Here is a 15,782-nt window from a genome sequence, read left to right on the forward strand (position 1 = left end):
TCAACCTTCCTGTCCGTGATTCGGGGCGGCCGGCTGCTTGCGGGAAGCCCGCCATGCGCCGATGCGCTCCTGGATGCTCATCACGAACACAAAGAAAACAGGGACGAAGAAAATGGCCAGCACCGTGGCGGTCACCATGCCGCCGAACACGCCGGTGCCGATCGCGTGCTGCGTCTCGGCGCTGGCGCCGGTCGCGATCATCAGCGGTACGACGCCGAGGCCGAACGCGAGCGAGGTCATCAGGATCGGGCGCAGGCGCAGCTTCGACGCCTGCACGGCTGCCTCGATCAATCCCTTGCCTTCCTCGCGCAACTGCTTCGCGAACTCGACAATCAGGATCGCGTTCTTCGCGGACAGGCCGATCACGGTGATCATCCCGACCTTGAAGAACACGTCGTTCGGCAAGCCGCGCAGCAGCACCGCGCCGATCGCGCCGATCAGGCCGAGCGGCACCACCAGCATCACCGACAGCGGGATCGACCAGCTTTCGTACAGCGCGGCGAGCACCAGGAAAACGACGATCATCGACAGCACCATCAGCATCGGCGCCTGCGACGCCGACTGGCGTTCCTGCAGCGACTGGCCGGTCCACTCGACCGCGAAGCCCGGCGGCAGTTGCGCGGCGAGACGCTCCATCTCGGCCATCGCCGCGCCGCTCGACTGGCCGGGGGCGGCGGTGCCCGAGATCCGCGCGGACGGGTAGCCCTTGAAGCGCACCATCTGCAGCGGCGTTTCGGTCCACACCGGGCGCACCACTTCGGACAGCGGCACCATGCCGCCTGCCGCGTTGCGCACGTACAGCTTCATCACGTTGTCGATCTGCATGCGCGCCGGCGCGTCGGCCTGGATGATCACCTGCTGCATGCGGCCGGCGTTCGGGAAGTCGTTCACGTAGGTGGAGCCCATCGCGGTCGACAGCGAGTCGCTGAGCGTCGTGAACGACACGCCGAGCGCCTGCGCCTTCGCGCGGTCGATCTCGAGGCGGATGCTCGTGCCGGCCGGCAGGCTGTCCGGGTACACGCCGGTCACGATCCTGCTTTGCGCGGCGAGTTCGAGCAGCTTGGCTTCCGCGGCCTTGAGCGCGGCCGTGCCCTGGTTGGCGCGGTCTTCGAGGCGCATCGAGAAGCCCGAGCTGTTACCGAGTTCGTCGATCGCCGGCGGCAGCAGGCTCATCACCGTGCCTTCGGTCACGCCGGCCATCGCTTGCTGCGCGAGCATGCCTTCCTCGAGGGTCGATGCGCCGCCGCGGTTTTTCCAGTCCTTCATCACGGACCAGTTGATCGCCGCGTTCGGACCCTGGCCCGAGAAGCCGTAGCCAATCACGGAAATGCTCGACTGGATGGCCGGACGCGAAGCAAGATGCTTTTCCAGCGTCTTGACCACGTCGTGCGTACGCTCGGCGGTAGCGTCCGAGGGCAGCAGAAAGCTGGTGATGAAGTAGCCCTGGTCCTCGTCCGGCAGGAACGACGACGGCAGGCTGCGAAAGCCGAACACCAGCGCGCCCGCGATCGCGACGAACACCAGCATCATGCGGCCCATGCGACCGACCAGGCGGCCGACGCGCGTCTCGTACCATTTCGTCAGGCGATCGAAGCGGCGGTTGAACCAGCCGAAGAAGCCGCGCTTCTCGTGATGGCCCGGTGCAAGCGGCTTGAGCAGCGTCGCGCACAGGGCCGGCGTGAGCGTCAGCGCCAGCAGCGCGGAGAACAGGATCGACACGGCCATCGACAGCGTGAACTGCTTGTAGATCACGCCGACCGAGCCGCTCGCCATCGCCATCGGCAGGAACACCGCGGTCAGCACCAGCGTGATGCCGACGATCGCGCCCGTGATTTCCTTCATCGCCTTCGACGTCGCGTCCTTCGGCGACAGTCCTTCCTCGGCCATCAGGCGCTCGACGTTCTCGACGACGACGATCGCATCGTCGACGATGATGCCGATCGCGAGCACCATGCCGAACATCGTCAGCACGTTGATCGAGAAGCCGGTCAGCAGCATCACCGCAAAGGTGCCGAGCATCGCGACCGGCGCGACGATGGCCGGGATCAGCGTATAGCGCACGTTCTGCAGGAACAGGTACATCACGAGGAACACGAGCACCATCGCCTCGAACAGCGTGGCGAGCACCTTTTCGATCGAGATTTTCACGAACGGCGACGTGTCGAGCGGGATCGAGTAGGTCATGCCCGACGGCATCGACTTGCTCAGTTCGGCCATGCGCGTGCGGATCGCGTCCGCCGTCTTCACGGCATTGGCGCCCGGTGCGAGCTGCACGCCGGCGAGCGTGGCCGGCCGGTTGTTCTCGCGGCTCACGAACATGTAGTTCTGCGAGCCGAGTTCGACGCGCGCGACGTCGCCGAGCACGACCTTCGAGCCGTCCGCGTTCGCGCGCAGCACGACCTTCGCGAATTCTTCCGGCGTGGTGAGCTGCCCCTGCGCGGTGAGCGGCACGGTCACGCGCTGGCCCGGCAGCGCGGGTAGCGCACCGAGGCTGCCCGGCGCGATCTGCACGTTCTGCTGGCCGATCGCGGTCGTCAGGTCGCCCATCGACAGGCCGAAATTGATCAGCTTCTGCGGATCGACCCAGATGCGCATCGCACGTTCGGAGCCGAACTGGAGCACACGCCCGACGCCGTCGATGCGCCGCAGCTCCTCGGATACGCTGCGCGCCATGTAGTCGGCGAGCGCACCTTCGTCGAAGCGGCCGCTGTCGGAGCGCAGGCCGATCAGTATCAGGAAGCCGGACGACGCGGATTCGACGATCAGCCCGTTCTGGCGCACGGCGGCCGGCAGGCGCGGCTCGATCGACTTGATCTTGTTCTGCACGTCGACCTGCGCCATCGCCGGATCGGTGCCCGGCTTGAACGTCACGGTGATCTGCGCGCTGCCGGAGGTGTCGGCCGACGATTCGAAGTACAGCAGGTTCTTGACGCCGGACAGTTCGCGCTCGATGAGGCTCAGCACGCCGTCGTTCATCGTCTGCGGCGTGGCGCCCGGATAGTTCGCGGTGATCGTGACGGACGGCGGGGCGACCGACGGGTAGCGCGCGACCGGCAGTTGCGGGATCGCGATCAGCCCCATCAGGATGATGAAGAGGGCGATCACCCACGCAAAGACCGGGCGGCGGATAAAGAATTCAGCCATGACGGGAGGCTCCTCGTGACTCAGTGCGCGGACGCGGCGGCGGCCGCGTCAGGCGACTTCCAGTCGGTTGCGGCGGCCGGTGCGCCGTCGGCGAGGCGTTCCATGCCTTCGACGACGATCTTCTGGCCGGCCTGCAGGCCCGACTTGATGCGGTAGCTGCGGTTCATGAGCTCGCCGACTTCGACGGCCTTCAGGTGCGCGTTGCCTTTCGCGTCGAGCACCCACACCTGCGGCTTGCCGCCGGCGCGCACGATGGCCTGTTGCGGCACCATCAGGGCGTTGGCGTAGTGCGCGCGCGGAATGCGGGCGCGTACGTACATGCCCGGCAGCAACTGGCGCTTCGGGTTGTCGACCAGCACGCGCAGCAGCACGTCACCGGTGCCCGGATCGACGTTGACGCCCGAGAACAGCATGCGGCCCTTTACGTCGTAGCGCGTGTCGTCGTCGCGCAGCACGTCCACCGGCAAGCCGTTGCTGTCCGGCGCTTGCGGTTGAGCGGCGAGTGCGTCGCGCAGCGCTTCGAGCGAGGCGGCCGGCTGGCGCACGTCGACGTATACCTGGTCGATCTGCTGGATGCGCGCCATCGGCTGACCGTCGCCGCTCGACACCAGCGCGCCTTCGGTCACGAGCGCCTGGTCGATGCGGCCGGCGATCGGCGCTTCCACGGTGGCGAACTTCAGGTCGAGCTGGCGACGCGCAAGCGTCGCGCGGGCCTGCGCGACGTCGGCCGCGGCCTGGTCGCGTTGCGATACGGCGTCGTCGTATACCTGGCGGCTGATCGCATCGGCCTCGACGAGCGGCTTGAAGCGTGCGGTCTGCACCTTCGCGCGTTCGAGTGCGGCCTGCGCACGCTGCAGCGATGCGGCGGCCGTGTCCATCTCCGCCTTGAACGGCGCCGGATTGATCTGGAACAGCGGCTGGCCCGGACGTACTTCGGTGCCTTGTTCGAACAGCCGGCGTTGCACGATGCCGCTCACCTGCGGCCGGATCTCGGCCACCCGCACGGCCGCGACGCGGCCCGGCAGGTCTTCGGTCACGTCGACGCGCGTGGCGGCCACGGTCATGGACGCCACAGGTGTGGCCGGCGCGGCGGCTTGCCGTTCGGACGGCCCGCAACCCGCCAGCATTGCCGCCACCAGCGCGCATACGGCGCCGGGGCAGCATCGTTTCTGATTCTTCATAGCGACTCCAGGAAGCGCAGGCAGACCACTGCCTGCTTTGACGGACTGGAGTCTGACGCGCGTAGTTGGTGTCTTTTATGCGGAAAGATGGAGATTCGATGGAGGCGGCGAAAAACGATCGCGGCGGGGGGAGTGGTCGGACGAGGCGTGGCGGCGACGCTGGCTGGCGACGACGGGCCTGGCGCGCACGCAGGGGCTCGGCGTCGCGTCGGCGGCGCGGTGTGATTGGATGCTGTCGAGTGCGGCGCGGAGACAACCGCGCCATCGGCCGGTCGCTGTCAGGATCCGGCCCTGGCGTTGCGAGATATCGAAGTGGCCTTGTGCAGCGAATGGGGCGCGTCTTTCTTCAGGGGGGGCGGGTTCGAACATCCCGATCCGGAGCGGATCGCGTTCTAACGTCTTCCCGACGCGTTTTTGAGTCTGAACGTGTGTTCGGATGACGTCCGGGACGATTTGCCTGTTCCGTACGTCACCCTAGTTTCGTAGTACTCCTGCTGTTTCCGTGCGAAATTCCGCATCCGCTACGAAGTCCCTGCGTCAGTCGCGATCTCGCCACGCGTACGAGAAACGAAGGCCGTCGCCGAGCGTGCACTGGAAAACCTGCGCGGGCGCGACAGGCTGGTACGTGGTGGGCGAAAGCGAACGTACCGTCACCGTTGCACTTTCATCCTGCATCACGCGGTACTGGATCAGCTCGAGTACGGTCGCGCCGCTTGGCTGGACGGTGAGGTGCTGGTTGGCGAACGCGAGCGTATTGCCGGCGACTTCCATGAAGTCGCGTATCGCGAAGCCACCCGACACGGTGGGCGCCGCTGCCTGGGTGGCCGCCTGCTGCGCGTGCTGGCACTGGTTCGGCGAAAAGATCGCGGTGACCGTCACGCCGGCAAAGAGCCGCGCGCGCAACTGACGATACGAATTGGCGCCGTCCGGTTGGGGGCTCGCGGCAGTTGCCGCGAGACTGGTTGCCGCGCCGGCGGCAACAAGAACGATGGCGAAGCGATTCAGCATTTTCCTGTCTCCGTGCGATGAAACCAACGGCACGATAGCACGGGGTGTCCGCATTGTTCAGACGGTTGATACGTAGTCGCGCTACGGCTTGGCGCCGGCATGTCGCAGTGCGTCCGCGGCATACGTGTTGTCGTGCGTCAGCGCGAGCTGAAGCAGCGACTGGCCGCGCCGGTCGACATGGTTCGGATTCGCGCCACGCGCGACGAGCAGCGGAATCAGCTCGAAGCGGTTGAACAGCGTCGCGAACCCCAGCGCGGTTTCGCCGGCGCCGTTCGTCTGGTCGATCGGGCAGCGCGTGTCGAGCAGGCGTCGCGCGATGGCGGGCTCGTTTCGGAAGAGGGCGCCCATCAGCGCGGTGTTGCCGTGACGATCGCCGACGCACGCATCGGCGCCGGCCGACAACAGGTAATCGAGCGCCGCGGGCTGGCCGTCGTACGACGCGAGGATCACGGCCGTGTAGCCGTGGCTGTCGACGGCGTCGACCGGGTAGCCTGCGTCGTGCAACGCGCGCAGGATATCGACGCGGCCGACGCGCGCGGCGTCGAACCAGTCGCCGTCATAGCGGCGCAGCGCGGCAGGGTCGGCCTTGCCGTATGCCGGACGGTCGGGCAGGTGCGCACAGCCGGCGAGCGCGGCCAGCGCGAGCGCCGCCGCGGCCGCGCGGATCGCATGGGTGAAGCGTTCTGATCGCATGGGGAGGAAGTCCTGATGAAGGGGGGCGGCCGACGTGCGCGGCGCGCTCGCACACGTCGGCGGCGACCGGCGCCGCGGGATCAGTCGTCGCTCAGCTTCGCCGCGAGCGACTGCACTTGCTGGACGTTCGCGTGAACGGCCTGCGCGAGACGCGTACCGTAATCGGCGTCGGCCTTGTAGAAGTACGACAGCATCGCGTACTGGTTGCGCGCGTTCTTCACCTGGCCGAGATCGCCGGACAGTGCGGTGACGAGATCGTCCTTGTCCTGCTGCGACAGGCTACGGTAGTACTCGCCCGCCTGACGGAACGGCAGTTTCTTGCGGATCGCTTCCTGTTGCGTCGTGCCGCCGAGCGCCATGCGGACCGACTTGTACTGCGGATCCTGCGCGAGTTCGTTCAGCGTCGACGGTTCGTAATTCACCTCGCCCTTGCGGTCGCCGGCATTCATCTTGCCGTCCTGGTTGTTGTTGACGACCGGCACGACCGGGCGGTTGATCGGCAGATCCATGTAGTTCGCGCCGAGCCGGTACATCTGCGTGTCGGCGTACGCGAACAGGCGATCCTGCAGCATCCGGTCTTCGGACGGTTCGATGCCCGGCACGAGCCGCGACGGCGCGAAGGCCGATTCCTCGGTCGACTGGAAGTAGTTGTCGGGCACGCGGTTGAGCGTCATCGTGCCGATCTTGCGTTCAGGCACGCCGGTCCAGACCTTCGTATCGTCGAGCGCGTCGAAGTCGAAGCGGCTCAGGTCCTTCGGCGTGAGCACCTGCACGTACAGGTCCCACTTCGGGAAATCGCCCTGTTTCAGCGCGCCGTACAGGTCGTTCGTCATCATGTTCCAGTCGCGGCCGATCGATGCGGCGATCTCTTGCGGGCGAAGGCCGTGTACGCCTTGCTGGCTCTTCCAGTGGAACTTCACGTAGTGCACGTCGCCCTGCGCATTGACGAACTTGAACGCATGCACCGCGAAGCCGTCCATGCGGCGATACGCATCGGGCATGCCCGCGTTCGTATACAGCATCGTCAGCATGTGAGTCGCTTCAGGCGTGTGCGCGAAGAAGTCGAACGCGAGGTTCGGATCCTGCACGCCGGTCACCGCGCTCGGTTTGTTCGCGTGCACGAAGTCGGGGAACTTGATGCCGTCGCGAATGAAGAACACCGGCCAGTTGATGCCGACCATGTCCCAGTTGCCCTGTTGCGTATAGAACTTCACCGCGAAGCCGCGCGGGTCGCGCGCCTGCTCGGGCGAGCCGCGATAGCCCATCACGGTGGAGAAGCGCACGAACACCGGCGTGCGGGTGCCCGGCGTGAAGACTTTCGCTTTCGTCAGGTCGGAGATGTCGGCGCTCGGCACGAACTCGCCGAATGCGCCGGTGCCGCGTGCGTGCACGACGCGTTCCGGAATGCGCTCGCGATCGAAGCGCTGCAGTTTCTCGATGAGCGCGGAGTCCTGCAGCAGCACGGGGCCGGTCGGGCCGGCCGTCTGCGAATTCTGATTGTCGCCCACGGGCGCGCCGGTGTCGCGCGTGAGTTCGGCGGCGTACGGAGAAGCGGAGAGGGCCACGCAGATCGCGGCGACTGCGTGCCGCAGCACGCGATGGGAAGTTGAGGACATGACGATGGAACTCCTTGAATCCGATCGGTGGTGGGGAAGCCGACTGAATTAGAAGAGATCGTCAGACGATTGGCTAATTGATATTCGATATGTTTTCGATAGCCGTGGCATCGATGTGGCGCGCGCCCGTTCGTTGCGCAAGAAACGAAGCGGTATCGTTGCGCGCGCAATGAGTCGTCGCGGCGCGCATGATGCATCGGGCGTGCATGATTTGCGTCGGCGCCGTCAACCGGCGCTTGCCTGCCAGCCGAGCCCGAGGCTCTTCTGCACGGACACGTAGTCCTTGATCAGTTCGGCTTGCCCGGCGATCACGTTTTGCTGCGCGGACAGCGCTTCGCGTTGCGTATCGAGCAGGTCGATCATCGACGCGACGCCCGCGCGGTAGCGCTGGTCCATCAGCGCGCGCGAATGCACGGCGGACGTCTGCACCTTCGTCAGCGCGACGACGTGCTCGCGCTGATGCCCGTAACGCTGCAGCGCGGTATTGGCATCCTGCAATGCACCGAGCACGGCCTTCTGATAATTCGCTTCCGCTTCGTCGCGCGACGCTTCGGCTGCGCGTACCGCGCCGCGCGTGCGTCCGAAGTCGAGAATGTTCCATTGCAGGTACGGCGCACCGATCCACGTGAAATTCTGCTTGCGGAACAGGTGGCCGGGGTCGGTCGCGCTGAAGCCGAGATCGCCGAGCAACGTCACCTTCGGGAAATAGTCGGCGATATGCTCGCCGATCTGCGCATGGCTCGACGCGAGCCGGCGTTCGGCCGCGCGGATGTCGGGGCGCCGTTTCAGCAGCGTGGCCGGATCGCCGATCGCGACGCTGCCGGGCAGCGTCGGCAATATCGCGTCCGGGGCCGACAGCGCGGCGTCGAGCGCGCCCGGCGCGCGGCCCGTCAGGATCGCGAGCCGGTCGAGCGCTTCGGTTACCTGGGCATCGAGCGGGATCAGCGATGCGCGCGTGTTCTCGACCTGCGTCGTCAGCCGCTCGATGTCCGCATCGGCCGCGACGCCGCGCGCGCGGCGCTGCTGCGTGAGTTCGAGCATCTGCTGCTGCAATTGCGCGGTGCGCCGCGACAACGCAAGTCGTTGCTGCTGGTCGCGCAGGTCGACGTACGCATTCGCGACTTCGGCCGCGATCGACACCTGCGTGTCGGCGAGATCGGCATCGACGGCTTCGGCCTGCGCGGAAGCGGCTTCGACCGCGCGCCGCGTGCCGCCGAACAGGTCGATTTCCCAGGTCGCGTCGAAGCCCGCCGAATAGAGTTGCAGCGGCCCCGAGCCGCCGAGCGACGGCGACGCGCCGCCCGACTGGCCCGCGCCATTCGACGGCAGCAGCGAACCGAGCGCGCCGACATCCGGTTCGCGCATGCGGATGGCCGCGACGGTGGCCGAGGATTTCGGCATCTGCGCCGCGCGCTGTTGCGAGAGTTGCGCGCGTGCCGCGCGCAAGCGTGCCTGCGCGGCGTGCAGATCCGGGTTGTACACGAGCGCGGCGACGATCAGCTCGTCGAGCTGGCGATCGTTCAGCGCGTGCCACCATGCGCTCGGCGCGGGCGCGGCGGTGTCGACGCCGGTGGCCGGCGCACGCACGAAGGTCGGTGCGTCGGGCGCGGCGGGCGCGCCGCGGTAGTCGGGGCCGACCGTGCAGCCGGCGAGCAGGCACGCGGTCGCGCACAGGGTGAGCGCGGGGCGGCGGGGCAGGGAGAAGGGTTTCATCGCGTATGACGGGTCAATGGCCGGACGACATCGGTTGCGGCCCGCGCGGCGTTCTCAGCAGCAGCGCGAGCGGCACGCAGGCGAGTAGCGCCAGGCCCAGCAGATAGAAGGTTTCGGAGTAGGTCATCACGACGGCCTGGATCTGGATCTGCTGCGCCAGCTGGCCGAGCGCGCGCATGTTCGAATACGCGAGATCGCCGGTATGCGCGAACCAGTTGGCCGCATAGGCCGACAGTCGATCCTGTCCGATCGACGCGTTCGCGGTGACCGATTCGCGCAGCGCGGTCGTATGGAAGGTCGTGCGCCGGTCGATCACGGTGCCGATGATCGCGAGCCCGATCGAGCCGCCGAGGTTGCGCGCCATGTTGTAGAGCCCGGCCGCATCGCCCGAGTCTTCGCGCGCGACGGCCGCCATCGACGCCTGGTTGAGCGGCATCATCGCGAGCATCTGCGCGAGGCCGCGGATCAGCTGCGACCACACGAAGTCGTGGCCGACGCTCTGCGCGGTCAGGCTGATGTCGAGCATGCAGCTCAGGCAGAACAGCAGCAGTCCCGTGATCACGAGAATGCGGAAATCGACCTTGCCGAGCAGCCGTGGCAGGATCGGCATCACGAGAAAGGCCGGCAGCCCCGACAGCAGCATGATCGCGCCGGCCTGTTCCGCGTTGTAGCCGGCGACGATCGCGAGGAACTGCGGCAGCAGGTAGGACACGCCATACAGCCCGGCGCCGACCGCGGACACGATCACGATCACGCTCGCGTAGCGCGGGTTGCGCATCAGCGACAACCGCATGATCGGCCGTTTCGCGAAGCGCTGCGACAGCGCGATCAGGATCATCCCGGCGAACGACACGACGCTCAGCGTGACGATCATCTGCGATTCGAACCAGCGTTCGCGCTGGCCTTCCTCGAGCACGACGGTCAGCGAGCTCAGGCCGATCGCGAGGCCCAGGATGCCGAGCCAGTCCGCGTTGAAGAACGCACTCCATTGCGGGCGGTCCGACGGCAGGCCGAACACCAGCAGCGCCATCAGCAGCAGGCAGACGGGCAGGTTCAGGAAGAAGCACCAGCTCCAGTTCACGTTTTCCGCGAGCCAGCCGCCGAGCACCGGGCCGAACAGCGGCCCGAGCAGCACGATCAGGCCGAACAGCGTCATCCCGACCGGCAACTGCGACAGCGGCAGGCGCGTGCGGATGATCGTCTGCGCGGTCGGGATCAGCGCGCCGCCGGTGAAGCCCTGGCCGATCCGGCCGGCGATCATCATCGGCAGCGAATGCGACCAGCCGCACATCATCGAGAAGGCGATGAACAGCGCGGAGTTCGTCAGCAGGAAATTGCGCAGCCCGAACACGCGCGTGAGCCATGCGGCGAGCGGGATCATCACGATTTCCGACATCAGGTAGCCAGTCGAGATCCACGTGCCTTCGGTGCCGGTCGCGCCGATTTCGCCCTGGATCTGCGGCAGCGCGGAATTCGTGATCGAGATGTCGAGCGTCGCCATCAGCGCGCCGAGCGCGCCGGCCGCGACCGCGATCCAGTCGGTCACGCTCGCGCGACCTTCGTGCGGCGGCATGGGTATCGTGGCGGACGTATCAGCCATGACGCTGCTCGTCGCGGGCCGAACGCGTATCGACGTCGACCGTCACCGACAGCCCGGGCAGCAGCATGCGTTGCGCGCGGGCATTCGCGGCGAGACGGATGCGCACGGGCACGCGCTGGACGATCTTCGTGAAGTTGCCGGTCGCGTTTTCGGGCGGCAGCAGCGCGAACTGCGCGCCGGTGCCGGGCGCGAAGCTGTCGACGACGCCGGACAGCGAGCCGTCCGGCAGCGCGTCGACATGCAGCTCGACGGGCTGGCCGATACGCATGTTGCCGATCTGCGTTTCCTTGAAGTTCGCGACGAGATAGATCGAATCGACCGGCACGACGGTCAGCAGCCGCGTGCCGGGCTGCACGTATTGCCCGACGCGCACCGTGCGATCGCCGACGCGGCCCGCGAGCGTGCTGCGCACGATCGTGTTGTCGAGGTCGAGCTGCGCCTGTGCGGCGCTGGCCTGCGCGGCCTCGAGCTGCGCGCGTGCCTGCTGGAGCTGCGCGGTGAACGACGCGATCTGCGTGCGGGCGGCGGCGATCGACGCGGTGTTCGCGGCGAGTGTCGCGAGCGCCTGGTCGCGCGTGCTTTTCAGGTCGGCCACGCGTTCGTGCGTTTCGGCGCCGGTCGCCGCGAGCGGCGCATAGCGCGTGTACTCGTCGCTCGCGTGCTGCGCGTTGATCCTCGACACCTTCGCCTGTGCGTCGGCCTGTTCGAGATTCGCGTGCTGCTGGCTGATGTCGGCTTCGGCGCGTGCGATATCGGCGCGGCGGGCGTCGACGGTTGCCAGCGCTTGCGCGAGCGCCACCTGGTACTGGCGGACGTCGAGCCGCACGAGCGGGTCGCCGGCCTTGACGGGCTGGTTGTCGCGCACGTAGACGTCGGTCACGTAGCCGGCGACCTTCGGCGCGGCAGTCATGCTGTCGGCCTGCAGGTACGCATCGTTGGTGCTTTCGATGAAGCGGCCGACCGTCCACCAGCGGCCGAGCCAGACCGCGCCGCCGACGGCCGCGAGCACGGCGACCACGAGCAGGATGCGCCGCTTCGTTCCGCCGTTGCCGTTGCGCGGCGTTGTTCCGTTTTCCTGACGATCTGCTTTCTGTGGCGGGTCTTGTGGCGTCGACATGCGGGATCCAATTTATTCCAAGTGGAAGAATTATTCCAGTTGATAAAATTGTGTCAAGTAGAATGTCGATCGATCGAATGACGAGGAAGGCATGAACGAAGCGAAGAAGCTGCGCCGCACGTCGGCGGGCGGCTACGCGCGCGGCGACGAAACGCGCCAGCGGATCATCGAGGCGGCGATCGAATTGTTCGGCGAACGCGGGTTCGCGGGCGCGTCGACGCGCGAGATCGCCGCGATGGCGGGCGTGAACGCGCCGGCGCTCCAGTACTACTTCGAGAACAAGGAAGGCGTGTACCGCGCGTGCGTCGAGACGATCGCCGAGAGCGGCTGGCAGGTGTTCGCGCCGGCGGTCGGCCATGCGCGGGCGATGCTCGACGGCCATGCGAGCGTCGACGAGCTGATCGATGCGTTCGTCGGGCTGCTGCGTGCGTTGTCGGACCGGATGTTCACCGCGCCGAAGACGATGAACCAGCGCATGTTCTTCGCGCGCGAGCAGGGTGGCCAGGAACCGGCGAGCGCGAGCGAAATCCTGATGAAGCGCATGCGCAAGCCGTTGAACGACGTGAGCGCCGAGCTGATCGGCCGCATCACGGGGCGGCCGGTCGACGATCCCGTCACGCGGTTGCGCGCGCTGAGCCTGTTCGGGCAGATCACGGTGTTCCACATCGCGCAGCGTTCGGCGCTGCAGTTGCTCGAATGGGAGGCGTTCGACGGCGAGCGCGCGGCCCTGGTGACCGAAACGATCGCCGATCAGACGCGCGTGCTGCTCGAGCAATGGCATGCGCAGCGCGATGCGGGTGCCGCCGATGCGGAATCCGCCCCGAAGCGCGGGCAGGGTGCGGCGGCGAAACGCGCAGCGAAGCCGGGGGCCGTGCCTCCCGCGGCGAAAAGCACGGCGCGCGTGAAGAAGCCTGCCGCGCGTTGAGCGCGGCGAATCGCTTGCTGCCGCCGATCAACCCGGCTTGCGCTGCGCCCCGTCGGGCGACGGCGGCCGGGCTGCCGTATCGGCGGCGTTCCGCGTGTCGGGGCTCCGGTCGTTTTCATCGTCGCCGACAGGCTGCGATCCGTCCGCATAGGCCACGAGGCTGCGCTGCGGATTGGCGATCCGGATTCCGCGTTCGCGGAACGTCTGCGCGATCCGCCGGTTGAATTCGCGCTGCACGCTCCAGCGCGCCGAGTCCGTGCACTGCATCTGTCCGGACAGCGCGAGCGCCGCGCCGTCGACCTGGTCGATGCCCCAGTAGCTGAAGTCCGACAGAATGCCGTCGTGGTACTTCGGATCGTCGCGCAACGCGGCGCCGATTTCCTTCAGCGTCGCGATCGCGCGGTCGATGTCCTCGCCGTACGCGATGCTGACCTTGACCGCCGCGTTGCCGAGCCCGCGATTCGTGTTGTTGACGGTCGTCACCGAGCTGAACGGGATCGTGTACAGCGACCCGTCGCCCGCGCGCAACCGCACGGTGCGGATCGACAGGTATTCGACCGTACCCGACACGCCGGCGAGCGTGACCCAGTCGCCGACCTGCATCGCGTTTTCCATCAGCAGGAAGATCCCGGTGATGAAGTCCTGCACGAGCTTCTGCGAGCCGAAACCGAGCGCGACGCCGAAGATGCTGGCGCCGGCCAGCAGCGGGCCGACGTTCACGCCGAGTTCGCTGAGGCCCGTCAGCACGACGACGAGCGCGATCATCACGAACAGCAGCGAGCGCAGCATCGGCAGCAGCGTGCGCAGCCGCGCGGCCCGCACCAGGTTGCCGTCGCGCGTCCAGCCTTGCAGGCGGCGCTCGATCGCGATGTTGGCCGCTTCCCACACGACGAGCGCGACGATCGCCGCGATCGCGATCGTCACCAGCGCGGACGCGAGCCGGTGGCCGATCGTGCCCGTCTCGAATGCGCGGAAGATCGGCACGCCCCAGATCTGCAACAACAGCAAGACGGTCACGATGCCGATTGCGCCCGACACGATCCGGCGCAACAGCGGGTAGTAGCGGTACGCGTGCAGATGAACGAGCGTGCGGTCGTCCTCGCGACGCTGGAACAGCCGCGCGAGCGCGCCGAACACGACGATCGACACCATCCGCATCGCGATCATCACGGCGATCGAGCGGCCGCCGAGCGTGATCAGCACGCGGTAGCCGTTGTGGACGTCGAGCGCCCACACGAACCACAGTGCCATCACGATGAAGACCGAGACGGGCGCCCACGCGTCCGCGAGCGCGTTGCCGACGACCATGAAGGTCGGACGATCCGCGCCGGCGGCACGGATCCGTGCCGCGACCGGGCGGCGACACTGCAGGATCAGCACCGAAACCATCACGTGCCCGACGAGCGCGACGGCCTTCAGCAGCGCGACATGGCCGGCTTCGGTCAGGCCGAAGTTCGCGGCGACCTCGACGGCCGCCGTGCACGCGCCGACCACGATCACGATTCGCGCGATCGAGCGTTGCGCGAACTCGGCCCATGCGTCGCTGATGTGCAGCAGCCGCAACTGCCGCGCCTCGGGCTGGAAGAACAGCCGGCTGACGATCGTGACGAGCCGGCAAATCACGTAGGTGTCGATCAATGCTTCGAGCGCGGCTTCGATCGGCGTGCCTGCTTCGACGAGCAACGACATCGTCAGGCTCGCGATGCCGACGAACACGAGCAGCGGCACCGCGCGCAGCGCGAGACTGACGAGCGCGCGCGGCATCCGGTGCAGCAGCGTCGTGTGTCGGCGTGCGTGGCCTCGGCTCGGCGACGACGAGGGGGCGGTGTCCGCTGTCTCCGCGGCCGCGGTGGCGGGCGGCGTGGAAGTATCGGGCGGCGGCGCGTGGTCCTCGTCCGATGCGGCGGAATCGGGCGCGGTGTCGCGCGACGTGTCGGCGCGGCGCGCGGCCACCGTAGCCAGCGCGCGTCGCAGCAGCCGCTTCGCGAGCCATTCGACGACGAGCGCAGGCAGGAGCACCGCGAGGAGGATCCCGAGCGTGTGAGTCAGATCCGCACGCTGGTCGGCGCGCACGAGCGTGTCGTGCCACCAGCGTCCCACCGAACCGATATCGAGCAGCGAGCGCAGCGATTCCTGCAGCGCGTTGCCGATCTGGGCAGCCCAGCGCGATCCCTGGCGAACGAGCATCGATGCGAGCCCGTTCGACGCTAGCGCGCCCGGCGCCGCGGCAGCCGATGCGCCGCTGGCCGCCGCCGCCGCGCTTGCCGGCACGGCGGGCGCGCTCAACGCGCCGACGGCCGCGATGGCGCGCAGCGTCGTTTCGACCTGCGCGCGTTCGCGCGGGTTTTCCAGCACGTTCAGGGCCTGCCGCGCTTCTTGTGGCGTCAGTGCGGGCGCGGCGGCGGAGGCGGCCGACGCGGCGGCCGGAGCAGGAGCGGCCGCGTGGGCGGCCGAGACGACTGCGGCGAGTAGCCAGCCGAGGAGGATATGTCGCATGGAGTGGGCATGCGGGTGCGTCTCGTCACGCGGCCCGCGAGGCTGAATGATGGACGGAAGTTAACATGATCGCGATCGGCACCGAATAGTTCCGTCGACCACTATTCGAATCGAGCATGAACGAGGCGGCGCGGGCCTTGGCACGGCATGCGCGCACCCATGTGCCGGATACGGGCTGCCGGACATCCGATATCGCCGCGAACGTGCCGCTCGCCTCGTCGTAAGGTATCTGTAACGCGTGTTCGCCGGTGCCGGTCGGCGATGCGCCGCTGCGTGAGCGTTCGTCCGG

10 protein-coding genes are annotated in these 15,782 nt (G+C 67.6%); 1 reads left to right on the top strand and 9 read right to left on the bottom strand.

The window, feature by feature from the left end; all coding sequences use genetic code 11:
- From CFB46_RS23445 to CFB46_RS23480, 8 genes are all read right to left on the bottom strand, one after another.
- Nucleotides 1-3,144, bottom strand: coding sequence for a multidrug efflux RND transporter permease subunit (locus CFB46_RS23445; protein ID WP_089501438.1), 3,144 nt, complete (start codon nucleotides 3,142-3,144; stop codon nucleotides 1-3).
- A gap of 20 nt (nucleotides 3,145-3,164) precedes the next feature.
- Entirely contained in the window at nucleotides 3,165-4,325 is a 1,161-nt protein-coding gene (locus CFB46_RS23450) for an efflux RND transporter periplasmic adaptor subunit (protein ID WP_089501439.1), read from the bottom strand.
- Nucleotides 4,326-4,862: 537 nt separating this feature from the next.
- The gene (locus CFB46_RS23455) at nucleotides 4,863-5,333 is read right to left on the bottom strand and encodes a VirK family protein (RefSeq protein WP_089501440.1); all 471 of its coding nucleotides are present in this window, start codon (nucleotides 5,331-5,333) and stop codon (nucleotides 4,863-4,865) included.
- Nucleotides 5,334-5,414: 81 nt separating this feature from the next.
- Complete coding sequence (locus tag CFB46_RS23460) at nucleotides 5,415-6,026, bottom strand: ankyrin repeat domain-containing protein (protein ID WP_089501441.1); 612 nt, start codon at nucleotides 6,024-6,026, stop codon at nucleotides 5,415-5,417.
- 80 nt (nucleotides 6,027-6,106) lie between these two features.
- Complete coding sequence (locus CFB46_RS23465; protein WP_089501442.1) at nucleotides 6,107-7,642, bottom strand: catalase; 1,536 nt, start codon at nucleotides 7,640-7,642, stop codon at nucleotides 6,107-6,109.
- Nucleotides 7,643-7,867: 225 nt separating this feature from the next.
- Nucleotides 7,868-9,355: an efflux transporter outer membrane subunit gene (locus tag CFB46_RS23470; protein ID WP_089501443.1), complete on the bottom strand. Its 1,488-nt coding sequence runs from the start codon at nucleotides 9,353-9,355 to the stop codon at nucleotides 7,868-7,870.
- Between the two features lie 13 nt (nucleotides 9,356-9,368).
- Nucleotides 9,369-10,955, bottom strand: coding sequence for an MDR family MFS transporter (locus CFB46_RS23475; protein WP_089501444.1), 1,587 nt, complete (start codon nucleotides 10,953-10,955; stop codon nucleotides 9,369-9,371).
- Nucleotides 10,948-12,072 carry an HlyD family secretion protein gene (locus CFB46_RS23480; protein ID WP_027782571.1) on the bottom strand — a complete coding sequence of 375 codons (1,125 nt, stop codon included), beginning with the start codon at nucleotides 12,070-12,072 and terminating at the stop codon, nucleotides 10,948-10,950. Before CFB46_RS23480 ends, CFB46_RS23475 begins: the two co-directional genes overlap by 8 nt.
- A 91-nt stretch (nucleotides 12,073-12,163) precedes the next feature.
- Here CFB46_RS23480 and CFB46_RS23485 point away from each other — a divergent pair, with 91 nt between their 5' ends.
- Nucleotides 12,164-12,997, top strand: a complete 834-nt coding sequence (locus tag CFB46_RS23485) for a CerR family C-terminal domain-containing protein (protein ID WP_089501445.1) — start codon at nucleotides 12,164-12,166, stop codon at nucleotides 12,995-12,997.
- A gap of 27 nt (nucleotides 12,998-13,024) precedes the next feature.
- Here the strand turns inward: CFB46_RS23485 and CFB46_RS23490 are convergent, their stop codons facing one another.
- Entirely contained in the window at nucleotides 13,025-15,493 is a 2,469-nt protein-coding gene (locus CFB46_RS23490) for a mechanosensitive ion channel family protein (RefSeq protein WP_089501446.1), read from the bottom strand.
- Between the last annotated feature and the right edge of the window lie 289 nt (nucleotides 15,494-15,782).

It is taken from the genome of Burkholderia sp. HI2761, from assembly GCF_002223355.1.
Taxonomy (GTDB): Bacteria; Pseudomonadota; Gammaproteobacteria; order Burkholderiales; family Burkholderiaceae; genus Burkholderia.